Raw genomic sequence first — 23,414 nt, 5'->3', positions numbered from 1 at the left:
AATAGGATTTTATGTTCAGGTACGGTTCAGGAAACACGTCTTATCCTGTGATCAACGGTGAGGGATTGGACTCTCACCCCTGATGACAAAAGGAAGCAATCATGAAAAAAAGAACCGTTATTCTGGCGCTGAGCATTATTGCGGCTCCCGGTATGCTGTTGGCGGACAATGGTTTTCTGGACAAGGCGCGGGTAATCAGCAGTCAGCCGCTCTATGAGATCGTGCGGGTCAATCAGCCGGAGGAACGCTGTTGGAATGAACGTGTCCGCCATCGTGGCGACTCACGCAGTGATTCCTACACACCGACTATCGCTGGTGCCATTGTTGGTGGCGTAGTCGGTAATCAGTTCGGTAAAGGTCGAGGTAAGGACGCCATGACCGTGGCAGGCGTACTGTTAGGAGGTTCAATCGGTAATGACCTGGGTAAAAAACCGACACACGGATATGTCACTAGTGAGCGGCGCTGTGAACTGGTGGATAGCTATCGGGAACATGAGGAATTGGTCGGTTATGATGTAAAATACAAGTATAAAGGTAAGGTGTTCCATACCCGTACGGACAGGGAGCCGGGAAAATTCATCGATGTACAGGTGTCAGTAACCCCTGCCGGTGGTTACAACCATGGTTTTCGGGGGTATGACTGAAAGTCTGAATATTAACCGTCCCGTTGGGAGGATTGTATGGTTTTGAAGCGTCGGTGCCGAATCATGGCGGGGCTACTGCTGGCCGGTTTGGTAGTGAGTCTGCCGTTGGCGGCCCAGCAGTATAACCCTTCGGGAAACAGAGCCTACAGCAGGGATGAGTATAAGGGAGGGAATGGCGTTGATCTGGATTCGGCAGTGGAAAGGATTCGAAAAAAGACCGGTGGGCGAGTATTGCATGCGGAAACCATGAATAACCAGGGCAACCGGGAACACCGGGTGAGGATTATTACCGACCGGGGTGAAGTGAAACGCTATCGGGTTGACGCTGGTTCCGGAGCGGAGGTGTCGCCCGGTAAGCGGCGGCGCTGAAGGGTCGCCATGCGAATACTGGTCGTCGAAGATGAAGCTAACCTGAGACATCAGCTGCAACAACGGCTGGTTACCGAGGGATATTCGGTGGATGTGGCGAAGGATGGCGAAGAGGGGCGTTTTTTTGGCGAGGAATACCCCTTCGATCTGGCCGTTATTGATCTGGGACTTCCCAAGCTCTCGGGCATCGAACTGATACGGGGTCTGCGCCGGAAACAGATAAGTTTTCCGATTCTGATCCTCACCGCGCGGGATAACTGGCAGGACAAGGTTGAAGGACTGGAGGTCGGCGCCGATGATTATCTGGTGAAACCCTTCAATATGCAGGAGCTGCTGGCACGCCTCAATGCGCTGTTGCGACGCTCGGCCGGATTTTCTTCGCCACAGATTGCGTGGGGGCCGATCGAAATCAATACCCTGCACCAGATTGCCACCCTGGATGGCCAGGAGGTGGCATTGACCGCCTATGAATACAAGGTGCTGGAATATCTGATGCTGCATGCGGGCAAGGTGGTCTCCAAGAGTGAGCTGACTGAACATATTTATGATCAGGATTTTGACCGCGACTCCAATGTACTTGAGGTGTTTATTCGCCGGCTGAGAAAAAAGTTCGATCCGGACGGTGATTTGCAACCTATTGAAACTTTGCGTGGCCGGGGTTATCGCTTTGCCCGGAAACAACCCACCACCTGATGCGATCGATCCATAGCAGACTGTTGCTGGCGGCCTCCGTGGTGCTTGCTGCATTTCTGGGTCTGGGGGCTGTCGCCCTGGATCGTGCCTTCAGGGACAGCGCGGAGAATGCACTGCAAACCCAACTGATGAGTCAGATCTATGCCCTGCTCGGGGCCGCGGATACGGATGCGCAGGGACGGATGCGACTACCGGAAACACTGCCCGATCCGCGCTTTTCCAATCCCGCATCCGGACTTTATGCCCAGGTCAGTGGTGAAAAGGGTGAATATCAGTGGCACTCCCCGTCGGCGGTAGGACGCAGGCTGCCTATGCCTGGCGGTATAGCATCCGGACAGCCGCATTTTGTCTATCTGCCGGCCGATGAGCCGCTCTATCTACTCGCCTACTCCCTGCTCTGGGAGGATGATGCAGGCGCCGAGATTGCCTATCTTTTTGTTGTCGCAGAAAGCGCATTCGGACTGCAGGAGCGGGTCGCCGCCTTCAGAAAGACCATACTGATCTGGTTGGGTGGTGCCGCGATCATTCTTTTGCTGGTGCAGGGCGTGGTGTTGCGCTGGGGGCTTAAGCCGTTGCGTGAGGTGGCACTGGATCTGCGCATGATTGAATCGGGTACGCGGGAACGGCTGGAAGGGGCGTATCCCCGAGAGTTGCGCCGATTGACGGATGGGATCAATTCCATGATCCAGCATGGCGAGACCAGTCGGGATCGCTACAGGAACAGTCTGGGTGACCTCGCTCATAGCCTCAAGACGCCGTTGGCGGTACTGCAGGGAGCCGCCGAGGGAGGGGATGCGCGATTACTTCGGGAAGCGGTCTCCGAACAGGTTCCGCGAATGAATGACATTGTGCAGTATCAGCTGAAATCGGCTGCTGCGGCCGGGCGAGGTGCCGGTCTTACACACAAGACACTGTTGCGCCCCATAATAGACCGGTTGGTCAGTACCTTGCAGAAAGTGTACCGGGACAAGGGGATCAACTGTCTCTGTGAGGTGGCTGACGATGTTCTATTTCCGGGCGAGCAGGGTGATCTGCTGGAATGCCTGGGAAATATCCTGGAAAACGCCTTCAAATATGCCAACACTACCGTAGCTATCTTCCTGGAGTCGGACACTGAGCGGTTGCCGGCAAAGGGTGTGCGCCTCTGTGTTGCTGATGATGGTCCGGGTATCCCTTTTGAGGTGAGAGAGCGGGTGCTGCGCAGGGGAGAGCGTGGGGATCAGCAAATGCCCGGGCAGGGGATAGGGCTTTCCGTCGCCAGTGGAATTGTGCGCCTTTACGGAGGCGATCTTGAGATCGGTGAGAGTGATCTGGGTGGTGCCAGGATCGCTATCTGGATGCCAGGCCGGCCTGAAACGTACTAAGTTGATCTAAAGTAATAAAAAAAACACTAAAGCCATTGATTTGCCAGCCGTTATATTAGAATGTACACGGAGTCGGACAGTGTCTGTTCTGTCCGAGACTTGGATGGGGTTGAAAACTTGATGTTTTTTACTAAAAAGAGAGCGCAGGCGACGCTCCAGGTGGGGGTGGGATTTCATTCCGACGGCCTCTCTTTGGTCTCGATCAATCAGGTCGCGGGACAGCACCGACTGGAAAACTGTAATTTCTATACAACCGGCACGGATGCCGAAGTTGAGCTCTCACACGCGGTCAAGGCACAGGGATTGCGCGGTGCCCCTGTGGTGGCTGTGCTACCGCCGAATTCCTATTCCCTTTTCCAGGTGGAAACTCCCGAGGTTGAACATGAAGAGCTGAAAAGCGCTATCCGCTGGCGGATCAAGGATCTGTTGGATTATCACATTGATGACGCGGTGCTGGATATTTTTGACCTCCCGGTCTCACAGCGCCGTAGCGGCCCGCGAATGATGTATGTGGTGGTGGTGAAGCGCAGCCTGATTCAGCAGTACGTTGACAAGCTGGAGTCACTTGGACTGGAAATCGTGGCTATCGATATCACCGAACTGGCGCTGCGAAATGTGCTTGCGGCCACCGGGGGCGCGGAGGGTTTCCAGGCGCTGCTCTATCTGCCCCCCCGTTATGGACTGATTGAGATTGTACAGGGCGATACGCTCTATCTGAATCGGCGGATCGAGATCAGTGGTAGTGACCTGGAGGAGCAGGGCGGTTTTGGGTTGCAGGAACAGCTTGATTCGCTGGTACTTGAACTACAGCGTTCGCTGGATTATCACGAAAGCCAGTTCGGACTTGGGGCGGTGCCGACGATCTCCGTGATCGCGCCCGAATCCAGGAAACACCAGTTGCAGGCTCTTGCGGATGAAAGTCTGGCAGCAAAAGTCAGACTGTTCGATCTGACGGGATTTCTCGATGGCCTGGATACAGTTGACCCGGCCGTTCTCTATCGTTGTCTGCCTGCCGTCGGCGCGGCCCTGAGGAGTGACTGAGGTATGCGTAGGCAGCAGATCAATCTATACCAGCCCGTTTTTCGCAAGCAGCCGGTATCCTTTTCATTCAACATGCTGCTGATACTGATGCTGTTATCAATTCTGACCATGGCAGGGCTCTATGGTCTGGGTGAGTGGCAAAGCGCCCGGTTGGCTGAGCAGCTTGGTGCATCCCAGGCTCAGCGCGACAAGCTGGAGGAGAGCGTGGAGCGGATAGCCGGGCAGCTTCCCAAGCCGGCCGTGAACAAGCTGCTGGAGAGTGAGCTGCAGCAGCTGATAAACAAGCGCAAGAGTGGGTTCGCACTACTGAATACGCTGAAGTCCAGGGTTGCCGCCAACCGGGATGGTTTTTCGGGTATCTTCGAGGGGCTCGCACGTCACTCGTTTCCTGAACTCTGGTTTACCCATGTCGCCATCACTGAGGCCGGAAAATCTCTTACTTTGAAAGGGAAGTCGCTGAAGCCTGAGTGGGTGCCGCTGTTGTTAAAGAATCTGTACCAGGAGCCGGCATTTTCCGGTAGAAGTTTTCAGATTGTTGAGCTTGTGCGGCAGGATGAGTTTTCCCCGGCACTGGATTTTAATCTGATGACCGTCGGCAGGAGTGATGGGCCATGAGTGCGCTGTCGGAAAAAATACGCGCCCTGCCGAACCGCTTTGACGCACTCAGTGGGCGGGAGCGGGTGATGATACTGGTACTGGTGCTGGCGATACTGGTTGGCGCCTGGTTTAACCTGCTCTGGTATCCGCAGAGCGTGCTTCAGGGGCAAATAAAAAATAACATCGAGGAGATAGATGGCCAGATTGAATTGCTGGACACCCAACTGGGTGGTCTGGTCAAGCAGGCGGAACGCGATCCCAATGAGAAAATAAATCAGGAGCTGGAGCAGCTGAAACGGTTGATCGCCGAGATGGAAGGACAGATCAAGGGAACCACAGCGGCGCTGATCGAGCCCCGGGAGATGGCGCAATTGTTGGAGCAGATTCTCTTGAGTAACGACGCGCTGCAACTGGTGCGGTTAAGTACACTGAAAACTGAGCCGCTGATGGGGAGCCAGAAGGCGGACGCCGAGAAGCCTGATGCTCCTGTTATTGATGATCCCGCCAGGGTAGCCGAGAAAAATATCTACCGGCACGCCTTTGTTATCGAATTTGAGGGGAGCTATCTGGCGGTGCTCAATTATCTGAAAGCCCTGGAGGCCTTACCGGGACGGTTTTTCTGGGACGGCATCGAACTGGAGGTTGCCGACTATCCCACCGCCCGGGTAAGGCTGCAGCTGCACACCTTGAGTCTGTCGGAGGGGTGGATAGGTGTCTGAACTCATACGATATGCGCTACTGGGCGCACTGCTGCTTATCTTGACCCCGGTTTGGGGAGAATTGCGTGATCCGCTGGAACCCTACGGTTTTCGGCAGACGCATACTGGTGGGTCGCCAGAGACAATGGCGTCGATGTTCGATGCGAATTCCATACGACTTTCAGGTATATTCATCGGGCCGGATGGTAATAGCGCCGTGATCAATGGACGCCGCCTGCGAATCGGTGATCAGATCGCGGGCGCGCAGCTTGTCGCTATAGAACCCCAGCTGGTCGAACTCGATCTTGAGGGGGATAGAATCAAAATTGAACTGCTGCCGATTATCGTAAAAACACCGGCAAAGGATTTATCCGGAGGGGGAGAATGAGTCTGTTTCGTTGTGTGATCCGATCACCTTTGTTGGTCTTGTCCCTGTTGCTGCTAAGCGGCTGTCAGAGCATGGCTCCCAAAGATGGCGGCACCATGGAGAAAATTCAGGACGACCTGAAGACGCCTCCGCCATCCGAGGCCAAACCCGTATCTCTGCCACCTCCAGCGGTTGCGGCGGCATTGTTGCCGCCGGTCGATATGCAACTGCCCAGAGCCGGCAAACGCGCCCAGGAGGCGCGTTTCGATGTCAATGTCAGTGAAGTGCCGGTGCGCGCCTTCCTGATGGGACTGGTGGAAGGCACTCCGTATAATATGGTCGTGCATCCGCAGGTGGAAGGCAGTCTCTCGCTGAGCCTGAAGCAGGTGACCATTCCTGATGTCATGGAGATGCTCAGGGATGTGTATGGTTATGAATACCAGCGGGTGCGCAGCGGGTTCCATGTGCTGCCGGCACGGCTGCAGTCGCGCATCTTTCAGGTCAACTATCTCAATCTGAAACGTACCGGCAGTTCCCAGACGCGGGTAAGTTCCGGTCAGGTAACCGGGGGTGGCAGCGACGGTGAGGAGTCGGGTTCCGGCAGTTCATCCAGCGGCGTTACCTCCGGCAGCGAGATCAATACCACCTCCGAGGCGGACTTCTGGACCGAGCTCTCGGGTGCGATTCAATCCATCGTCGGCAGTGGAACTGATCGCTCGGTGGTGGTTTCGCCCCAGTCCGGCCTGGTGGTGGTGCGTGCCATGCCCCATGAGTTACGTGAGGTCGAGGCCTTTCTGGAAACCACCAACGAGGCGATGCACCGGCAGGTGATCCTGGAGGCCAAGGTAATCGAAGTGGAGCTGAACGACGGCTACCAGGCGGGTATCAACTGGGCCAAGATGATGACGGTGGACGGTAAAAAGTTCAGTTTTGGGCAGACCGGTGGCTCGTCACTGTTTACCAATCCGGATAAGGCCGGGGTGGAGTTGCCGCAGGGCGGGATCAGTTCGCCAACCGAGGCCTCTCCCGTCAGCTTTACCAGTTTCTCCGCCTTTGGCGGTCTGTTTGGCGCCGCGCTCAATACCGGCAGTTTCATGGCATTCATCGAGCTGTTGGAGTCGCAGGGAAATGTCCAGGTGCTGTCCAGCCCGCGCATCTCGACTCTGAACAACCAGAAGGCGGTAATTAAGGTTGGTAGTGATGAATTCTTTGTCACCGATGTCTCCAGCACCACCACCACCGGTACCGCGACCACCACTACGCCGGATATCACCCTGACCCCCTTCTTCTCCGGTATTGCGCTCGATGTGACACCGCAGATTGATCGCCAGGGCCGGGTGACCCTGCATATCCACCCTTCGGTCAGCCAGGTTACCGATCAGCAGAAGGTGATCCAGGTGGGTAACGAGACACAGAACCTGCCGCTGGCCAAGAGCACGGTGCGTGAATCGGACAGCCTGGTCTATGCCGAGAGTGGTCAGCTGGTGGTGATTGGGGGATTGATGCAGGATACCCGTGGCGAAGAGGTGGCATCGACGCCGGTCCTGGGCGACCTGCCGCTGCTGGGACAGCTGTTCCGGCACACACGACAGGCGGCGAAAAAGAGCGAACTGGTGATCGTATTGCGGCCCACCGTGGTGGAGAGTACGGAGACCTGGCGGGCGCGGGTATCGGATGCGGCGGATCGCTTCCGGCAACTGGATCGCGGTTTTCACTACGGCAGTCAGCCCGAGGTGTTCGGTAATCTTGGTGAAAAGACCGAGTGAGTCATGTACGAGACGCACTTTGGACTCAAAGAATCCCCCTTTAGTCTGACGCCGGACACGGATTACTACTTCTCCTACGCGGACCACCAGGAGGCGCTGAATGTCCTGCTGGTGGCACTGCGCATGGGGGAAGGGTTTTTAAAAATAACCGGTGAAGTGGGTACCGGTAAAACCCTGATCTGCCGCAAACTGCTCAATACCCTTTCCGATGAAGGGATGGTGACCGCTTATATTCCCAATCCCTACCTGACGCCGTCAGCGCTTCGCTACTCCCTGGCGGAAGAGCTGGGGGTTGAATATCCAATGAATATAGGCGGACACCGTGCCCTGCAACTCATCTACAACCGGTTGATCACTCTCAAGGCGGAGGGGCGGCAGGTGATCCTGCTGCTGGATGAGGCCCAGGCGCTGCCGGAAGAGACGCTGGAGGCGATCCGCTTGCTGACCAACCTGGAGACGGAGAAGAGCAAGCTGCTTCAGGTGGTGCTGTTCGGTCAGCCGGAGCTGGATGAGCATCTTGAGCGCCCCTCGGTCCGGCAACTGAAGCAGCGGATCACCTTCTCCCACGCCATCCATGCACTGAATCCCGAGGGATGTCGCGGCTATATCCAGCATCGCACCCGGGTTGCCGGCCATCAGGGCAATACCCTGTTTAACGACAAGGCACTGGAGTGGCTCTATCGAGGTAGCCGGGGCATTCCCCGACTGATCAATATCCTGGCCCATAAGTCGATGCTGGCCGCCTATGGCGAGGGCAAGGGTCGTGTGGATAAGGTCCATGTCCGACGGGCCATCGATGATACCGAAGGGGCAGCGTTACGGCATAACAGCCTGGTGCGCTTCTGGCAGTCACTCTTCGGTCGTCAGGCGCTGGCGACCATGCGGGGTAGAGGGTGAGCCTGATCAATCAGATGCTGCGCGACCTGGACCGTCGGGAGGCCGCGGAGGGTCCACGACAAGTGGTTACCCCTGCGCCGGTGTCGTCTCGTCCTGTGAGTGGTCGACGCGGGTATCTCATCTTCTGGCTTCTGCCGATCATTGTTGCACTGCTGGTTGCGATCTATTTTCAGCCCCGTATGGCTTGGCTATTCGGTTCCGTCTCCGAAGGTCCTGCCGGTGCCAGTCAAAAACAATCCGACGAGCGGACCGTGTTAGCCATTCACCAGGAAACCGTACCCTCTGGCAGTGTGGAAACTACGGAGCAACCCGTCGCCACTGGCCCCGCAATGACACCGGGAGTGGCGGGTACCACCAGGCCGTCGCCGGAGGAATTGAACGCAAGGCAGATTTTGCCTGAATCAGTCGAGGATATGACCATCACCACCCATGAGCCCGCCGATACCGAAGTGGAGGTGATTGAGTCCAATCCACTGGATACGCCGTTATCCAGGGATATTGTCCGTGAGCGGATAAAAGATCACTCCGCCCGGCAGGCGGTAGAGGACAGGCCGGCTACCAAGCCTGAGTTGTCGGCGGATACAGCGGTAGCTGCCTGGCCGAATGAGCGGCAGGACCCCGTTGTGAAGGAGGCGATTGTCAAACCCAACGGGATTAAACCGGTAAGTGTCCCGGTGGAACAGCCACTGGTCAGGGTGCAAAAGGTCGCGCCAAAAACAGTGCGGGAATCAGCGGCTAATGTCTATGCCACTGCCCTGATGCACCTGGAAGAGGGGCATTTGCGGGAGGCGGAAGCAGCACTACGTCACTGCCTCACGCTGGATCGCGCGCACACCGAGGCGCGTCGGCTACTGGTGATGCTGTTGCTGAAAGACGGGGAGCGTAAAGAGGCTGCCGCCCTGTTGGACGCAGGGCTCAACATCGTCCCGGATGCGATATCCCTGGGCGCTTTACGTGCCAGGCTGCTGATAGAGGATGGCGATCTTTCCAGGGCCGTCAGATTACTTGAACAGCAACGTTCCGTTGCAGGCGACGAAATTGAGCTGCTGTCGCTGCTCGGTTCCGCCTATCAGCAGACCAGCCAATTTCCCGATGCGATTGGGATTTACCGACGAATAATCGAACAGCAACCGGACAATGCCCGTGCCGTTGCCGGCCTGGCCATTGCGCTGGATGCCACGGGTGACCATGGAGAAGCGTTGCCGGTCTATCGGGAGGCGCTGGCCCTTGATGCGTTGCCTGCGGAAGTCAGTGAATATGCCCGCAAGCGGGTCTCGGCATTATCGGTGGAGCGATAACAGCATGGTGGATGAAGTGGAAACAAACCCGACAGACGTCACGCGCAGCCGTAAGCGGATTCGTATTGGTGATCTGCTGGTTGAGAACAGGGTGATCTCGGAAGGTCAGCTACAGGCCGCACTGACGGAGCAGAAACGATCCGGACATAAACTGGGACATACTCTGATTGAGCTGGGCTTTATCGATGAGCAACGGTTGCTCGACTTTCTCTCCCAGCAGTTGCAGATTCCCTATATCGATCTGACCAGCTATCCGCTCCAGCCTGAAGTGGTGAAGAGCATCCAGGAGACCCTGGCGCGGCGTTATCGGGTGATTGTGCTGGAAAACCGCGACAAGGATGTACTGGTGGGTATGGCGGATCCAACGGATCTGTTTGCCTATGATGAACTGGGGCATGTTCTGAAGAAGCGGGTACGCCAGGCGGTGGTACGGGAGAGTGATCTGCTGGAGGCGCTGGATCGCATGTACCGGCGTTCGGAAGAACTAACCTCGCTCGCCGGTGAGCTGCATGAGGATCTGACCCAGGGGGATTTTGATCTTGGCCAGCTGATGCAGACGGTAGAGGCCGGAGATGCCCCGGTGATTCGCCTGTTGCAGACGCTGTTCGAGGATGCACTGCAGGCCAAGGCCTCGGATATCCATATTGAACCGGATGAGGAGGTGTTGAGGATACGCCAGCGAATCGACGGGGTATTGCATGAGCAGGTGATGAACGAGCGGCGCATTGCCCCGGCACTGGTACAGCGGCTCAAGTTGCTGGCCAGCCTGGATATCTCGGAAAAGCGCCTGCCCCAGGATGGGCGTTTTCAGATCAAGGTGAAGCGACATTCCATCGATGTCCGGCTCTCCACCATGCCGGTTCAGCATGGTGAGGCGGTGGTGATGCGTCTGCTGGATCAAAGTTCTGGCATCCTGAGTCTGGATGATCTGGGATTTGAGCAGGGGATGCTGCAGCGACTGCGACTGCTGATTAAAAAACCACACGGCATGGTGCTGGTTACGGGTCCGACCGGTAGCGGTAAGACAACCACTCTCTATTCCGCCCTGAATGAACTGAATACGGCGGAGAAGAAGATCATTACCGTTGAAGATCCTGTTGAGTACCGGTTACCTCGGGTCAATCAGGTACAGGTGCATGAACAGATCGGTCTGAATTTCGCACGGGTGCTGCGAACCGCCCTGCGCCAGGACCCCGATATCCTGCTGGTAGGTGAGATGCGTGACCTGGAAACCGCACAGATTGGCTTGCGTGCGGCTATCACCGGACACTTCGTGCTGTCCACGGTGCATACCAACAGTGCTATCGGTACCGTCAGCCGGTTACTCGACATGGGGGCCCCTGGCTATTTGATGGCCTCCTCGCTGCTGGCAATTGTGGCTCAACGGTTGGTCAGAAGGGTGTGCAGCCATTGCGCCGTACCCTACGAACCGGACCAGATCGAGCAGGCCTGGCTGGAAGGGGTGCAGCATGACTACGATCTGGGCGGTCTGCGCATTGGTCGTGGCTGCAACCGCTGCTCCAACACGGGCTACCGGGGTCGGGTCGGTGTCTACGAGTTGCTGGAACTGAACGGCGAGATGGCATCGGCATTGCGGCGAGATGATCATGAGTCATTCACCCGTATTGCCTTGGCCAGCAAGCAGTTTGAGCCACTTTGGCAATCGGTATTGCAGTTTGCGTCCCAGGGCGTTACGACTCTCAGTGAGGCGATGAGGATCTCGGGTGATGTGGATGGCGGTCGTCGAGTGAAACGCTCAATGGATGACAGGGTCGTCAGCGTCTGATGCGGGCCTATCAATACAAGGCGCGAAACCGCCGCGGCGAGGCATTGACCGGCACCCTGGAGGGGGAGACCCCGGAGGCGGTTGCCGAACAGCTGTTCCGGTCCAGTCTGACTCCCATTGACATCACGCCGGTTGAGCGGCGTGGCGTCAGCAAGGAGATCAAGCTCGGCTGGTTCCGACCCACGGTCACGCTGGATGAACTGGTGCTGCTGTGTCGCCAGCTCTATACCCTGCAGAAGGCCGGGGTTCCGATATTGCGCGGTTTCAGCAGCCTGATCGAGACCACGCGAAATCCCACCCTGGCCGTCGCCTTGAAAGGCATTGTGGATGATATCCAGTCAGGGCGTGAACTGCACATGGCGCTGGCCCGCTATCCGGCCATTTTCTCACCGCTGTTTATCAGTATGGTGAAGGTGGGAGAAAGCACCGGCCGGCTGGATGACACCTTCCTGCAACTGGCGGGTTATCTGGAACTGGAGAAAGAGACCCGCAATCGCATCAAGGCTGCGACACGCTACCCCCTGACCGTGTTGCTGGCCATTGTGATAGCCATGGTGATTATTAATATCTGGGTAATACCGGCCTTCGCTGATGCGTTCGCCCGTTTTGATGCCGAGCTACCCTTGGCCACGCGGGTTCTGCTTGCCGTCTCCCAATTCACGCTCGATTGGTGGCCACACCTGCTGGCGGGGATCACCGGCCTGTTGCTGGCACTGAGTTTCTGGATTCGCACCGAGGAGGGGGGCTATATCTGGGCACGGATGATTCTGCGCACACCGTTAATTGGTCATATCCTCAAGAAGGCAATACTGGGTCGTTTTTGTCGTTCCCTGGCATTGGCCATGCGTTCCGGCGTGCCCCTGGTGCAGGCTCTCAGCGTGATCTCCGGGGTAGTCAATAACGCCTTTATCAGCGAGCGCATCCTGAGTATGCGGGACGGTATATCAAGTGGTGAAAGTATTGCCCGGACCGCTGCGGCAACCGGTATGTTTACTCCGATGGTGTTACAGATGATTGCTATTGGGGAAGAGTCGGGTTCAGTGGATGACCTGCTTCTGGAGACCGCCGAGCACTATGAGCGGGAAGTGAAATACGATTTGGCCAGACTGTCGGATGCAATCGAGCCGGTGATCATTGTTGTCATCGGCGTCATGGTGCTGGTACTGGCGCTGGGCGTATTCCTGCCGATGTGGGATCTCTCCTCGGCGGTGAATAAGCGTTAATTGTCCATGGGCAAGGCATTCCGGTGCCCGCGTGGGAAGCTGCTGCCTGCGACTACTGTGAGGCGAGAGCGGCTTCTTCAGCCGTGAATCGTTTGTAAATCAGCCTTCACTCATCAGGTTACGCAGATCAATCACCGCGGCATTGGCCCGCGAAATATAGGAGGCCATCACCAGGGAGTAGTTGGTTACGATGCCGAATCCGCCGCCGTTGAGCACCATCGGACTCATCACCGGTTGTTGGGTTGCTTCCAGCTCGCGAATGATCTGACGCAGGCTGACCAGGGCGTTTTTCTTCATCAGGATCTCGCGGAAGTCCAGCTCCACTGCGCGTAGAAAATGGACCAATGCCCAGGTTGAACCCCTGGCCTCGTAAAATACATCATCGATCTCCAGCCAGGGCGTATGTACTTCAAGCTGGCTCGCTGTCTGGGTGGACTGTGCTGCATCCGGGTCGCCGGCCAGATCCGTATTGATCCGCTCCTGGCCGACACTGGCGCTGAGCCGCTGGGAGAGGCTGCCAAGGCGTTTTTCCACTACCGACAGCCATACTCTCAGGTTATCGGCCCGGGCATAAAACTGGGTATTCTGGACATTGCTTTTCGCCAGACCGGCAAGATAACGGCGCAGTGCCTTAACCCCTTCCTCATACTCACCCTCGGTGGAGGGGAGAATCCAGGAATCATTGCTGAAATTGAATTGGGGCTCGGCAATGGAAAGATCCTTGTTTTCTGTCGACTGCGACTGGGAGCGGCTGATGTCGTTACGCAGTGCGCGGGCCAGGTCTCTTGACTGCACCAGGGCGCCGAATTCCCAGTTAGGTATATTATCCAGCACTACACTGGGGGGCATGATGTCATTACTCAGATAGCCACCCGGTTTATTCAGCAAGGTCTCCATCACGCGGATCAGTGCTGCCGTGGTATGCGCACCGGTCACAAACTCCGCGCCGGCCAACTCCTGACGGGTGTTCTCCTGGATATCAAATGGGTCGGGTTCCAGGCTCCAGTAGACGCTGAACGCATACATGATAATGATTACTGTGACAGCGCCCAGTCCGCTGGACCAGAGCAGGCCTTTTTCACGGATGGTCTGTGGATGGTAGAGCCGCGAGATGCGTCGAACCAGGTGGCCCAGTTTTGCTACCAGGGCGGTCAGGAAATTCTTCACAGGTTTTAGTTCCGTATAAATGGTTGTCCAATGGCTACTCATATTGGGACAATAGCCCGCATGATCAACCTGGTGGCCTGTCGGGATTGGTGTGGCAATCAGCGCCAAACCCGGCAGGCTGCTAAAGTATCCCATATTTGAAGGAGTGATGTATGGCCAAAACCTATGATCTGATCGCGATTGGCGGCGGAAGCGGTGGACTTTCCGCCGCTGAGCGGGCGGCAAAATATGGGGCGCGCACGGCGGTGGTGGAAGCGGGAAAGCTGGGTGGGACCTGTGTCAACCTGGGCTGTGTACCGAAGAAGATCATGTGGTATGGCGCCTCTATCGCCCATACCTTGCACGATGCCTCGGCCTACGGTTTTTCCCTCAAACAGCAGGGTTTTAACTGGGAAAAGTTGATTGCAGAGCGTAACCGTTACGTGGCTAATATCAATACCTGGTACCACACCTACCTGGCTGACTCCAATATCGATGAGATCAACGGTTACGCCCGGTTTGTGGATAATCATACCCTGGAAGTAAACGGTGAACGCTATCAGGCGAATCATATCGTGATTGCACCGGGTTCCTATCCGGTGGTACCGGATATCGAAGGCGCAGAACTGGGCATCACCTCGGACGGATTCTTTGGTCTGGCTGAACAGCCCAAGCGTGTGGCGGTGGTGGGCAGTGGTTATATCGCGGTGGAGCTTGCAGGTATGCTCAATGCGGTCGGCAGTGATGTGACCATGTTCCTGCGCGGCGAACATCTGCTGCGGCGGTTCGATGATATGTTGCGTGAAAGCCTGATGGAAGAGATGCTGAACGATGGTGTCAATATTATCTCCTCTTCAAGTATTGACCGGGTAGAGCGTGCCGATGATGGCACCCTGAACCTCTATTGCGCGAAGAGTGGCCAGGTGCAGAGCGGCTTTGATCAGCTTATCTGGGCTATTGGGCGTAACCCGGCATCCGCTGGCCTGGCGCTGGAGAATACCGAAGTGATTTGTGATAGCGAAGGCTATATTGGTGTGGACGCCTTTCAGAATACCGCCGTGCCCGGTGTCTATGCCCTGGGGGATGTGACCGATGCCCCGCAACTGACTCCGGTTGCCATCGCGGCGGCGCGACGCCTCTCGGATCGTCTGTTTGGCGGCATGCCGGATCGTTGCCTGGATTACTCTCTGGTCCCCAGCGTGGTGTTTTCCCATCCGCCGATCGCCACCGTCGGTTTGACGGAAGCGGAGGCAAGAGCCTCCCATGGTGAGGCGGTCAAGGTGTATCAGACCCGGTTTACCCCCATGTACCATGCCTTTACCAAGCGTCAGAGCAAAGTGGCGATGAAGCTGGTCTGCGTCGGTGCCCAGGAGAAGGTTGTCGGTTGTCATATCATCGGTTTTGGCGCGGATGAGATGTTGCAGGGATTTGCCGTGGCGATCCGCATGGGGGCCACCAAGCGGGACTTCGATGACACCATCGCCATCCATCCCACTGGCGCGGAAGAGCTGGTGACCATGCGCTGAGGTTGTGGCGGCTTAGTCGTGGGGAGCTGTCATGCCCTCGGCCATGTGCAGGTAGTTGGCCAGGCGTTGCGGGGCGATTTTCCCCTCCTGCACTGCTTTGCGCAGGGCACAGTCGGGCTCATGTTGATGGCTGCAGTTACTGAATCGGCAGTGGCCCAGATAATCCCTGAACTCGATAAAGCCGCCGGCCAGGGCATCCAGGCTCAGTTGCCCCAGCCGGAAACTGCGCACTCCGGGTGAGTCGATCAAATGGCCCCCGCTGGGCAGTTGATAGAGTGTGGTGGCGGAAGTTGTGTGGCAGCCCTGGCCGGATGCCACGGAGAGGCGGCCGACCTGGATCTCGATATCCGGCAGCAGTGCATTGACCAGCGACGACTTGCCGACACCGGATTGGCCTACCAGGATACTGGTCTGGTCTTTCAATCGCTCGATCAGCGGGTCCAGCCCGTGTTCATATTTTGCACTGATCTCGATCAGTGGATAACCGATGTCGGGATAGTGCCCGAACTGCTGCTCAAATCCGGCCAGCGCCTGCTGGTCCATCAGGTCCCGCTTGTTCAGCGCAATCAGGGTGTTTACGCCGATCTGTTCCGCGGCGACCAGGTACTGGTCCACCAGGTAGGGGGTGGGGGCGGGCTCGGGTGCCAGCACGATGACCAGCTGACTGATATTCGCCGCCAGGGCGCGCTGTTCGCCACTGTAGTTGGGGCGGATCAGGGCAGTTTTGCGAGGGAGAATGGCAGTAACCACGCCCTGGTTGTCTCCGGTGGTCTGCCAGACTACCCGGTCGCCGCAGACAACCTGGCCAATATTCTGTCGGGAGAGGCAGTGGGTAAGGTTGCCTGAATCGTCGGTAACCACCAGGTTCTGGCCATGCCGTGTGACCACCAGTCCTTCACGGGATTGGCCCGCGTCGGCCTCGCCGAGCACCTGGTCTGCTTGCTGTTCCAGTTTGTCTCTTCGCCGCTCCTGTATCGCTCTGATGCGCTCCCGCTGGCGCTGGGTCAATCTCCGTTTTGCCATGCGAAAGCTGTTGCCCAGGGTTACTTGTTGAAGTGGTAGTAGTCTTGGTTCAGGTATTCCGCGGTGTTTTCCACCTCGTCATCAAACCAGTTGAGATTCAGCGCCAGCTGGCAGCGCTGTACCTGGGCGGATAGTCCCTTGCGGCTGTTCACCAGCCGGTCTTTCCGGGTGTAGAGTTCACTGCCGTGGCAGGAGGTGCAGTTTTCCGTTACCTGCGATTTGCCGGCCTGGATATCGAAGGCGCCGGCTTGCCCGATGGGGAGTCCCATCAGGCAAATAGTGCCGATCAGTGTGGTCAGGGATTTCATTCAGTGGCCTCTTTCTCTGTGGGGACAGGTTGAATTTTAGCTGATAAATGGGCGACCCGTACCGGCGCCGGGGGGTGGCTGTCATGGAATGCCGAATAGAGCGGGTCGGGGGTCAGGGTACTGGCGTTTTCCCGGTAGAGCTTGACCAGGGCCTGGATCATCGGTGCCGCGCCCGCCTGTTCCACGGCAAAATCATCCGCCTCAAACTCGTGCCGCCGTGACATAGTGGCCATGGCCGGCTGCAGGAACTGGCTGAAGACCGGCAGTACGAGCATGAACAGCAGCAGTGCCAGGGCGTTGCTCTGGCCGTTGACCCCCAGCGACTGATAGAACCAGGACTGTTCGGCAAGCCAGCCGAGCAGGGCAAATCCGATCAATGACATCATGCTTGAAAGCAGCAGATGCTTGAGCACATGGCGGCGCTTGAAATGTCCCAGTTCGTGGGCGAGAACCGCCTCCATCTCATTCCCTTCCAGGCTCTCCGCCAGGGTGTCATAGAAGACGATGCGCTTGTTGTGACCGAACCCGGTAAAGTAGGCGTTACCGTGTCCCGAGCGTTTCGATCCATCCATGATGAAGATGCCTTTGCTGGTGAATCCGCAACGCTCCAGCAGGCCCTGGATACGCTGCTTCAGCGGGCCCTCTTCCAGGGGCGTGAATTTATTGAAAATGGGTGCGATCAGGGTGGGATAGATCCACAGCATCAACAGCATGAAACCCATCCATACGGCCCAGGCAGCTAGCCACCAGGTATCGCCTGACCGCTCCATCAGCCAGAGGATCACCCAGAGCAGGGGTATGCCGAGCAGCAGCGCCAACAGCAGTTGCAGCAACAGATCGGTGATGAAACGCCTCGCTGTGGTGCGGTTGAAACCGAAGCGGGTTTCCAGCACAAAGGTGTTCCAGATGCCCAGCGGCAATTCCAGCAGCGCCGAGATCAGGGAGACCGAAAAGATCAGTGCGATGCCGCTCCAGATTGGATCAACCGGCCATAGTTGCCATTGCCGATGCAGGAAATCAATGCCACCGCCCAGCGTCCAGAGCAGTAGCAGGCCGGTCCCGATAAACAGGTCGATATGGCCGATGTCGAGTTTCGCACGGGTGTAGTCGGCGGCTTTCTGGTGCTCTTGCAGCGTTACTTTATCGGCAAAGGCGGGTGGCACCTGCGCCCGGTGGGTGGCCACATGCCGCTGCTGCCGCTGCATCAGCCAGAGTTGCAGAACCAGTCCGATGGCAAGGGCCGAGATGAACAGAAGCGTGAATAGATGCATCCCTACAGGATACAGAGATAGCGGCGCTTCTGCTAGAATGCCGCAGCTCAACAGATAACCAACCGCGGGAGATGAGATGGCGCAGGATCCAACAAACCTGATCTGGATTGATCTCGAGATGACCGGTCTCGATCCTCAGAACGACCGAATTATTGAGATAGCCACCATTGTCACGGATGCCAACCTCAATCTGCTGGCCGAGGGGCCGGTAATTGCTATTCACCAGCCGCAGAAAGTGATGGCGGCAATGGATGAGTGGAATACCAATCAACACGCCAGGTCCGGCCTTACCGAACGGGTACTATCCAGCGATTGCACTGAAGGGAGGGCAGAGCAGGAGACCCTGGCGTTTCTGCGCCAGTATGTGCCCATGGGGAGCTCGCCCATCTGCGGTAACAGTATCTGCCAGGATCGCCGTTTTCTGGCCCGCTGCATGCCGGAACTGGAGGCGTACTTCCATTATCGCAATCTGGATGTGAGCACGCTCAAGGAGTTGGCCAAGCGTTGGGCGCCGGCTATTGCCAAGGGCGTGGTAAAGAGTGGCAAGCACCTGGCGATGGACGATATCCGCGACTCTATCAATGAACTGCGACACTATCGCGATCACTTCCTGAACATCCCATCTGCTGCCGAGTCGGCGCCGCGCTAGTCGCCACTGAATGACAGTGGCGAAATGCCCCTCAGCCTTATTGCGGCTCGCCGTGTCGCGCCAGCGCCCAGCGCACATGTTCCCGGACCAGTTCCGACGGATCATCGCGTCGGCTGTTGAGGGCGGCAAGCGTCTCGGCTGAGGTCCGGGCATTGCCCAGGGCGACGGCGATATTCCGCAGCCAGCGCTGATGACCGATGCGCCGGATGGGTGATCCTTCCAGGCGTTTCAGAAAAGTCTCCTCATCCCAGGCAAAGAGGGAGCGGAGTGTGGCGTTGTCCAACCCGTTACGGGGACTGAAATCGGCCTCGTCTGCCGCCGTGGCGAAACGGTTCCAGGGGCAGGCCATCAGGCAGTCGTCACAACCGTAGATGCGATTGCCCATCAACGGCCTCAGCCCTTCCGGGATCGGACCATCCAGCTCGATGGTCAGGTAGGAGATGCAGCGGCGTGCATCCACCTGATAGGGCGCGATGATCGCCTGGGTGGGGCAGATATCGATACAGGCGGCACAGCGGCCGCAGTGATCAGCTTCCGGCTGATCCACCGGGAGTGGCAGGGTGGTGTAGAGTTCACCCAGAAAGAACCAGGAGCCGGCCTGGCGGTTGACAATATTGCTGTGCTTTCCGGTCCAGCCCAGTCCCGCTTTCTCCGCCAGGGCCCGCTCCAGCACCGGCGCCGAGTCGACGAAGGCACGATATCCAAAGGGGCCGACAGCTGCTTCAATCCGGTTTGCGAGTTTCTGCAAGCGGTTGCGCATCAGCTTGTGGTAGTCGCGGCCGAGGGCGTAACGGGAGATAAACGCGCGCTGGGAGTCCGCCAGGACCGCCTCCGGATCGTCGTCGGGCGGCAGGTAGTCCATACGAACCGAGATGATGCGCAGGGTGCCGGGCACCAACTCCGCCGGGCGGGACCGTTTCAGACCATGACTGGCCATGTACTCCATGTTGCCGTGCATGCCGTGATCCAGCCACTGGTGCAGGTGCTGCTCGGCCAGGGTCAGGTCGGTGTCGGCAAAGCCGACCTGCTGAAAACCGAGCGCGGTGCCCCACTGCCTGATCTGTTCGGCGAGGGCCTGGTAGTCTGTGGTTGTCTGCTCTGACATGATGGCGTGCGATCATAGCATCTATAAGCCCTCAGGATAGCACCGTCCGGACGGGACAAAACCCTTACTGAGACCCTACAATAGGCACAACAAAGGCTGCGGATTCATTTAATAATGTTAATCACTGATTCATCACAGTTCCCGCCCCAGCTTTATCTGGCCGAGCAGGTGCGTGCCCTGGATCGTTGTGCCATTGCGCAGTTTGGCATCCCTGGCCTGACCCTGATGGAGCGGGCGGGTGCCGCTGCCTTCGGCCTGTTGAGGACGCGTTGGCCGGCTGCGCGGCACGTCACCGTGCTATGTGGCACCGGCAATAATGGTGGTGACGGTTTTGTGGTGGCGCGCCTGGCGCTGCAGGCGGGACTCGATGTGCGTCTGCTGCAGCTTGGCGATATCAAGAAACTGCAGGGCGATGCGCTGGCCAGTGCCGAAAAATTTCGCCAGGCCGGCGGTTGTGTCGAGCTCTTCAATGAGCTGAATTTTTCCACCGATCTGATCGTGGATGCGGTGCTGGGTACCGGCCTGGAGCGAGCCGTCAGCGGACCGTGGGAAACAGCCCTGCTGGCCGCCAACCGACATCCTGCGCCGGTATTCGCACTGGATATCCCCTCGGGCCTTCACTCTGACAGTGGGCGGATCCTGGGCTGTGCCATCCGGGCGGAGACAACCATCACGTTTATTGGCCTCAAGCAGGGCATGTTCACCGGAGCAGGTCCGGACTGTTGCGGCCGGATTGCGGTGGATGACCTGGAGGTGCCGGGCGAGGTGTATCAGACGGTGCAAGAGAGTGCACGCCTGTTGCGCTGGCAAACCTTCGCTGCGCAGCTCGTGCCGCGGAGACGCACCCTGCACAAGGGGGATTGTGGACATCTGCTGCTGGTCGGTGGCGACACGGGTTTTCTCGGTGCAGTCCGCATGGCCGGGGAGGCGGCGCTGCGAACCGGGGCCGGTCTGGTCTCTATCGCTACCCGTCCCGAGCATGCGGCACTGATTGCCAGTCAGCGACCCGAGTTGATGTGTCATGGGGTTGAACAGCCGGATGCGCTGCTGCCACTGCTTGCGCGGGCCGATGCGGTCGCGATCGGGCCAGGGCTGGGGCAGCAGGAGTGGGGGCAACGCATGCTGCGACGGGTATTGCAAAGCAAGCTGCCCCTGGTAGTGGATGCGGATGCGTTGAACCTGTTGGCCATGGAGCCGGAGCAGAGGGAAAACTGGGTTTTGACACCTCATCCGGGTGAGGCGGCCCGACTGCTGGGCTGCACGACGGCAGAGATACAGGCGGACCGCTTCCTGGCGGTTTCGCGGCTGCAGCAGCGCTACGGGGGGGTGGCGTTGCTGAAGGGCGCCGGGACACTGATCTCGAGCGCACCGGGAAAACAGACGGGACTCTGTTGTGAGGGCAATCCAGGCATGGCCAGCGGCGGCATGGGGGACCTGTTGACCGGCATCGTTGGCAGCCTGGTCGTTCAGGGCAAAGCGATCAAGATGGCGGCCGAGATGGGGGTCTGTCTGCATGGTGCGGCCGCTGATCTGTCGGCCAGGGCTGGGGAGCGGGGAATGCTGGCGACCGATCTGTTACCCGCAATTCGCGGGCTGATCAATGGGGATGACCTGAATGCTGGTGATTAGGGCTGATTCCGAACGGAAGCAGGAGTTGATTGGTATGGCGCTGTCCCGGGTGGTCCCCTCCAGCTGCCTGATCTATCTGACGGGGGATCTGGGTGCCGGCAAGACCACCCTGGCGAGGGGATTTCTGCGAGGTCTGGGGCATGCCGGATCGGTGAAAAGTCCCACCTACACACTGATAGAGCCTTATGAGATAGGCAATAGACGCTGTTATCACCTGGATCTTTATCGACTCGCCGATCCGGACGAGATTGAATTTCTGGGGTTGCGGGACATGTTGCAGGATGATGCCATCATGCTGGTGGAGTGGCCGGAGCAGGGGCAGGGCGCACTGCCGGAACCAGATCTGCTGATCCGTATTCGCTATCTTGAGGATGGCCGGGAACTGGTTATTGAGGCAGAAACGGATTCGGGTGCCCGGCTGATGGAAAAGCTTGCGCTGGAGTTGGATGCGGTAGTTAAGAGTTGAATGTAGGTTAGTTTTCTATCTTGTAGATATTTCTGGAATTTATTAGATCTGCATGCTATCTTTTAATTGCGTCAGGTCACCCGGTCCGGTAACAAAGCGGCACAGAATTATGAAGAAGATAGCCACAATCCTGCTGATGTTGGTCTGCTGGCCGCTGTTGGCCGGGCAGACTGTGGTCGATAATCTCCGTATTTGGGCGGCACCGGATCACACCCGACTGGTGTTCGATACCAGCCACCCGGTCAATCACAAACTCTTTACCCTCAAACAACCCGATCGGCTGGTAATTGATATCAACAATGCCCAACTGACCGGCTCCATGCCGGCGGTGAGTGACAACCCCCTGATCAAGCGGTTGCGTAGTGCCCAGCGCAAGGATGGCACGCTACGGGTCGTACTGGACCTCAATACCCAGACCCATCCGAAAAGTTTTGTTCTCAGGCCGAACAGCCAATATGGGCATCGACTGGTGGTTGATCTGTTTGGTGAGGAGGAGCGTTCAGAGGGGAAATCGCTGCAGAAGCCGGTCAAACAGATTGAAACCAGCGGTATGCGGGACGTGGTCATAGCGATTGATGCCGGTCATGGGGGTGAAGATCCGGGAGCCAAGGGGCGGCGCGGTACCTACGAAAAGAATGTCGTACTCTCCATCGCCCGAAAACTGGCTGCATTGATCGATAAAGAACGAGGCATGAAAGCCGTTCTGATCCGGGATGGCGACTATTATCTCGGCCTGCGCAAGCGGATGGATCTGGCCCGCTCTCATCGTGCCGATCTGTTTGTTTCCATTCATGCCGATTCATTCCGCGATTCCAGGGCTCGCGGTTCGTCGGTGTATACCCTATCCAAGCGTGGGGCTTCGAGTGAGGCGGCACGCTGGCTGGCCGAGAGTGAAAACAGCGCGGATCTGATCGGCGGCGTCAAGCTGGAAGACAAGGATGATGTGCTGGCCTCTGTGCTGCTGGATCTCTCCCAGACCGGTACCGGACAGGCGAGCCATGAAGTGGCCAGCAAGGTTCTGGGGCAGCTCAAGCGGGTTGGCAGGACTCACAAGCGATCGGTGCAGCAGGCAGGATTTGCGGTGCTGAAATCGCCCGATGTTCCTTCGATTCTGGTGGAGACAGCTTTCATTTCCAATCCGGAAGAGGAGCGCAAACTGCTGGACCCGCGGCATCAGCAGCAAGTGGCAGGAGCCATAATGAACGGCTTAAGCAGCTACTTTCGCAACAGTCCACCGCCGGGAACGCTCATGGCCCAGTTGAAATCGAAACAACATACCATTTCCCGGGGTGACACCCTGGGGGCAATTGCCGATCGCTATAACATCAGTCTCGCCAACCTGAAATCCGCCAACGGGATTTCCGGCGACATGATCCGTATCGGCCAGGTGCTGGTGATTCCCGGTACCTGATCAATCCGCGGTTCCCCCCCCCCCCCCCCCGCTTTAATGTAAGCCATCACTGATTCACGCCCACCTCCGATTACTGGTTATAATTCCGGTCTTCATCCGTACGCTTAATCCAGGATGCCGACGTTTGGTTCAGACGT

Annotated in this window: 23 protein-coding genes; 18 read left to right on the top strand and 5 right to left on the bottom strand. The window is 57.7% G+C overall.

The genetic code is table 11. The features are described 5' to 3' along the window. The first annotated feature begins 101 nt into the window (after window positions 1-101). The 13 genes from ACHZBF_RS10075 to ACHZBF_RS10015 all read left to right on the top strand — a co-directional run bounded on the left by ACHZBF_RS10075 (window position 102) and on the right by ACHZBF_RS10015 (window position 12,743). Window positions 102-644: a glycine zipper 2TM domain-containing protein gene (locus ACHZBF_RS10075; protein ID WP_321528347.1), complete on the top strand. Its 543-nt coding sequence runs from the start codon at window positions 102-104 to the stop codon at window positions 642-644. Between the two features lie 36 nt (window positions 645-680). After that, window positions 681-1,013: a PepSY domain-containing protein gene (locus ACHZBF_RS10070; protein WP_321528346.1), complete on the top strand. Its 333-nt coding sequence runs from the start codon at window positions 681-683 to the stop codon at window positions 1,011-1,013. Between the two features lie 9 nt (window positions 1,014-1,022). Continuing rightward, window positions 1,023-1,706 carry a response regulator transcription factor gene (locus ACHZBF_RS10065; RefSeq protein WP_321528345.1) on the top strand — a complete coding sequence of 228 codons (684 nt, stop codon included), beginning with the start codon at window positions 1,023-1,025 and terminating at the stop codon, window positions 1,704-1,706. Further along, window positions 1,706-3,070, top strand: a complete 1,365-nt coding sequence (locus ACHZBF_RS10060; protein WP_321528344.1) for an ATP-binding protein — start codon at window positions 1,706-1,708, stop codon at window positions 3,068-3,070. The genes ACHZBF_RS10065 and ACHZBF_RS10060 overlap by 1 nt, the downstream gene beginning before the upstream one ends. 120 nt (window positions 3,071-3,190) lie before the next feature. Continuing rightward, a complete protein-coding gene (locus ACHZBF_RS10055) occupies window positions 3,191-4,111 on the top strand; it encodes a type IV pilus biogenesis protein PilM (protein WP_273437454.1) in 921 nt (306 codons plus the stop codon). 3 nt (window positions 4,112-4,114) lie between these two features. Further along, complete coding sequence (locus ACHZBF_RS10050; protein ID WP_273437455.1) at window positions 4,115-4,726, top strand: hypothetical protein; 612 nt, start codon at window positions 4,115-4,117, stop codon at window positions 4,724-4,726. Further along, a complete protein-coding gene (locus ACHZBF_RS10045) occupies window positions 4,723-5,427 on the top strand; it encodes a hypothetical protein (protein ID WP_321528343.1) in 705 nt (234 codons plus the stop codon). Before ACHZBF_RS10050 ends, ACHZBF_RS10045 begins: the two co-directional genes overlap by 4 nt. After that, entirely contained in the window at window positions 5,420-5,794 is a 375-nt protein-coding gene (locus tag ACHZBF_RS10040; RefSeq protein ID WP_029134412.1) for a general secretion pathway protein GspB, read from the top strand. The genes ACHZBF_RS10045 and ACHZBF_RS10040 overlap by 8 nt, the downstream gene beginning before the upstream one ends. Continuing rightward, the gene (mshL, locus tag ACHZBF_RS10035) at window positions 5,791-7,539 is read left to right on the top strand and encodes a pilus (MSHA type) biogenesis protein MshL (protein WP_321528342.1); all 1,749 of its coding nucleotides are present in this window, start codon (window positions 5,791-5,793) and stop codon (window positions 7,537-7,539) included. The genes ACHZBF_RS10040 and mshL overlap by 4 nt, the downstream gene beginning before the upstream one ends. A 3-nt stretch (window positions 7,540-7,542) precedes the next feature. After that, window positions 7,543-8,436: an ExeA family protein gene (locus ACHZBF_RS10030; RefSeq protein WP_321528341.1), complete on the top strand. Its 894-nt coding sequence runs from the start codon at window positions 7,543-7,545 to the stop codon at window positions 8,434-8,436. Further along, window positions 8,433-9,734 (top strand): tetratricopeptide repeat protein, encoded by a 1,302-nt coding sequence (locus ACHZBF_RS10025; protein WP_321528340.1) that lies wholly within the window; start codon window positions 8,433-8,435, stop codon window positions 9,732-9,734. Before ACHZBF_RS10030 ends, ACHZBF_RS10025 begins: the two co-directional genes overlap by 4 nt. A gap of 4 nt (window positions 9,735-9,738) precedes the next feature. Further along, a complete protein-coding gene (locus tag ACHZBF_RS10020; RefSeq protein WP_321528339.1) occupies window positions 9,739-11,520 on the top strand; it encodes a GspE/PulE family protein in 1,782 nt (593 codons plus the stop codon). After that, window positions 11,520-12,743, top strand: a complete 1,224-nt coding sequence (locus ACHZBF_RS10015) for a type II secretion system F family protein (protein ID WP_321528338.1) — start codon at window positions 11,520-11,522, stop codon at window positions 12,741-12,743. The genes ACHZBF_RS10020 and ACHZBF_RS10015 overlap by 1 nt, the downstream gene beginning before the upstream one ends. Window positions 12,744-12,842: 99 nt before the next feature. On the opposite strand, the gene ACHZBF_RS10010 is transcribed toward ACHZBF_RS10015, so the two are convergent. After that, window positions 12,843-13,910, bottom strand: a complete 1,068-nt coding sequence (locus ACHZBF_RS10010; protein ID WP_321528337.1) for a DUF2333 family protein — start codon at window positions 13,908-13,910, stop codon at window positions 12,843-12,845. A 152-nt stretch (window positions 13,911-14,062) separates the two neighbouring features. On the opposite strand from ACHZBF_RS10010, the gene gorA reads away from it, so the two are divergent. Continuing rightward, on the top strand, window positions 14,063-15,415 hold the full coding sequence (gene gorA / locus ACHZBF_RS10005; RefSeq protein ID WP_321528336.1) for a glutathione-disulfide reductase: 1,353 nt from the start codon (window positions 14,063-14,065) through the stop codon (window positions 15,413-15,415). A gap of 12 nt (window positions 15,416-15,427) precedes the next feature. Here gorA and rsgA read toward each other — a convergent pair whose 3' ends face one another. The 3 genes from rsgA to ACHZBF_RS09990 are packed head-to-tail and all read right to left on the bottom strand — an operon-like array spanning window position 15,428 to window position 18,017. After that, window positions 15,428-16,438, bottom strand: a complete 1,011-nt coding sequence (gene rsgA / locus ACHZBF_RS10000; protein WP_321528335.1) for a small ribosomal subunit biogenesis GTPase RsgA — start codon at window positions 16,436-16,438, stop codon at window positions 15,428-15,430. 20 nt (window positions 16,439-16,458) lie between these two features. Continuing rightward, window positions 16,459-16,746: a cytochrome c gene (locus ACHZBF_RS09995; protein ID WP_273439593.1), complete on the bottom strand. Its 288-nt coding sequence runs from the start codon at window positions 16,744-16,746 to the stop codon at window positions 16,459-16,461. Further along, window positions 16,743-18,017, bottom strand: a complete 1,275-nt coding sequence (locus ACHZBF_RS09990; protein ID WP_321528334.1) for a M48 family metallopeptidase — start codon at window positions 18,015-18,017, stop codon at window positions 16,743-16,745. Before ACHZBF_RS09990 ends, ACHZBF_RS09995 begins: the two co-directional genes overlap by 4 nt. Window positions 18,018-18,093: 76 nt before the next feature. Between ACHZBF_RS09990 and orn the strand changes: the two genes are divergently transcribed. Beyond that, window positions 18,094-18,666, top strand: coding sequence for an oligoribonuclease (gene orn / locus ACHZBF_RS09985; protein ID WP_273439590.1), 573 nt, complete (start codon window positions 18,094-18,096; stop codon window positions 18,664-18,666). A 37-nt stretch (window positions 18,667-18,703) separates the two neighbouring features. Here the strand turns inward: orn and queG are convergent, their stop codons facing one another. After that, complete coding sequence (queG, locus tag ACHZBF_RS09980) at window positions 18,704-19,771, bottom strand: tRNA epoxyqueuosine(34) reductase QueG (protein ID WP_321528333.1); 1,068 nt, start codon at window positions 19,769-19,771, stop codon at window positions 18,704-18,706. A gap of 114 nt (window positions 19,772-19,885) precedes the next feature. Here queG and ACHZBF_RS09975 point away from each other — a divergent pair, with 114 nt between their 5' ends. The 3 genes from ACHZBF_RS09975 (at window position 19,886) to ACHZBF_RS09965 (ending at window position 23,277) form a co-directional block, all read left to right on the top strand. Next, a complete protein-coding gene (locus ACHZBF_RS09975; RefSeq protein ID WP_321528332.1) occupies window positions 19,886-21,400 on the top strand; it encodes an NAD(P)H-hydrate dehydratase in 1,515 nt (504 codons plus the stop codon). Beyond that, entirely contained in the window at window positions 21,387-21,866 is a 480-nt protein-coding gene (tsaE, locus tag ACHZBF_RS09970; RefSeq protein WP_051302514.1) for a tRNA (adenosine(37)-N6)-threonylcarbamoyltransferase complex ATPase subunit type 1 TsaE, read from the top strand. Before ACHZBF_RS09975 ends, tsaE begins: the two co-directional genes overlap by 14 nt. A gap of 109 nt (window positions 21,867-21,975) precedes the next feature. Beyond that, on the top strand, window positions 21,976-23,277 hold the full coding sequence (locus tag ACHZBF_RS09965) for an N-acetylmuramoyl-L-alanine amidase (protein WP_029134424.1): 1,302 nt from the start codon (window positions 21,976-21,978) through the stop codon (window positions 23,275-23,277). Window positions 23,278-23,414 lie beyond the last annotated feature (137 nt).

Source organism: Sedimenticola selenatireducens (genome assembly GCF_963675335.2).
GTDB classification, from domain to species: Bacteria; Pseudomonadota; Gammaproteobacteria; order Chromatiales; family Chromatiaceae; genus Sedimenticola; species Sedimenticola selenatireducens.
The sequence above is the reverse complement of the archived record's forward strand: the minus strand, read 5'-3'. Positions and strand labels throughout refer to the sequence as shown.

Bases quoted from the DNA above. Each gene is read 5' to 3' on its own strand.
- mshL (WP_321528342.1), top strand. From the start codon at position 5,791: ATGAGTCTGTTTCGTTGTGTGATCCGATCACCTTTGTTGGTCTTGTCC.
- ACHZBF_RS10065 (WP_321528345.1), top strand. From the start codon at position 1,023: ATGCGAATACTGGTCGTCGAAGATGAAGCTAACCTGAGACATCAGCTG.
- ACHZBF_RS10060 (WP_321528344.1), top strand. From the start codon at position 1,706: ATGCGATCGATCCATAGCAGACTGTTGCTGGCGGCCTCCGTGGTGCTT.
- ACHZBF_RS09975 (WP_321528332.1), top strand. From the start codon at position 19,886: ATGTTAATCACTGATTCATCACAGTTCCCGCCCCAGCTTTATCTGGCC.
- ACHZBF_RS10015 (WP_321528338.1), top strand. From the start codon at position 11,520: ATGCGGGCCTATCAATACAAGGCGCGAAACCGCCGCGGCGAGGCATTG.
- ACHZBF_RS10070 (WP_321528346.1), top strand. From the start codon at position 681: ATGGTTTTGAAGCGTCGGTGCCGAATCATGGCGGGGCTACTGCTGGCC.
- ACHZBF_RS10050 (WP_273437455.1), top strand. From the start codon at position 4,115: ATGCGTAGGCAGCAGATCAATCTATACCAGCCCGTTTTTCGCAAGCAG.
- ACHZBF_RS09990 (WP_321528334.1), bottom strand. From the start codon at position 18,017: ATGCATCTATTCACGCTTCTGTTCATCTCGGCCCTTGCCATCGGACTG.
- ACHZBF_RS10075 (WP_321528347.1), top strand. From the start codon at position 102: ATGAAAAAAAGAACCGTTATTCTGGCGCTGAGCATTATTGCGGCTCCC.
- queG (WP_321528333.1), bottom strand. From the start codon at position 19,771: ATGTCAGAGCAGACAACCACAGACTACCAGGCCCTCGCCGAACAGATC.
- ACHZBF_RS10045 (WP_321528343.1), top strand. From the start codon at position 4,723: ATGAGTGCGCTGTCGGAAAAAATACGCGCCCTGCCGAACCGCTTTGAC.
- ACHZBF_RS09965 (WP_029134424.1), top strand. From the start codon at position 21,976: ATGAAGAAGATAGCCACAATCCTGCTGATGTTGGTCTGCTGGCCGCTG.
- ACHZBF_RS10055 (WP_273437454.1), top strand. From the start codon at position 3,191: ATGTTTTTTACTAAAAAGAGAGCGCAGGCGACGCTCCAGGTGGGGGTG.
- tsaE (WP_051302514.1), top strand. From the start codon at position 21,387: ATGCTGGTGATTAGGGCTGATTCCGAACGGAAGCAGGAGTTGATTGGT.
- ACHZBF_RS10020 (WP_321528339.1), top strand. From the start codon at position 9,739: ATGGTGGATGAAGTGGAAACAAACCCGACAGACGTCACGCGCAGCCGT.
- ACHZBF_RS09995 (WP_273439593.1), bottom strand. From the start codon at position 16,746: ATGAAATCCCTGACCACACTGATCGGCACTATTTGCCTGATGGGACTC.
- gorA (WP_321528336.1), top strand. From the start codon at position 14,063: ATGGCCAAAACCTATGATCTGATCGCGATTGGCGGCGGAAGCGGTGGA.
- orn (WP_273439590.1), top strand. From the start codon at position 18,094: ATGGCGCAGGATCCAACAAACCTGATCTGGATTGATCTCGAGATGACC.
- rsgA (WP_321528335.1), bottom strand. From the start codon at position 16,438: ATGGCAAAACGGAGATTGACCCAGCGCCAGCGGGAGCGCATCAGAGCG.
- ACHZBF_RS10030 (WP_321528341.1), top strand. From the start codon at position 7,543: ATGTACGAGACGCACTTTGGACTCAAAGAATCCCCCTTTAGTCTGACG.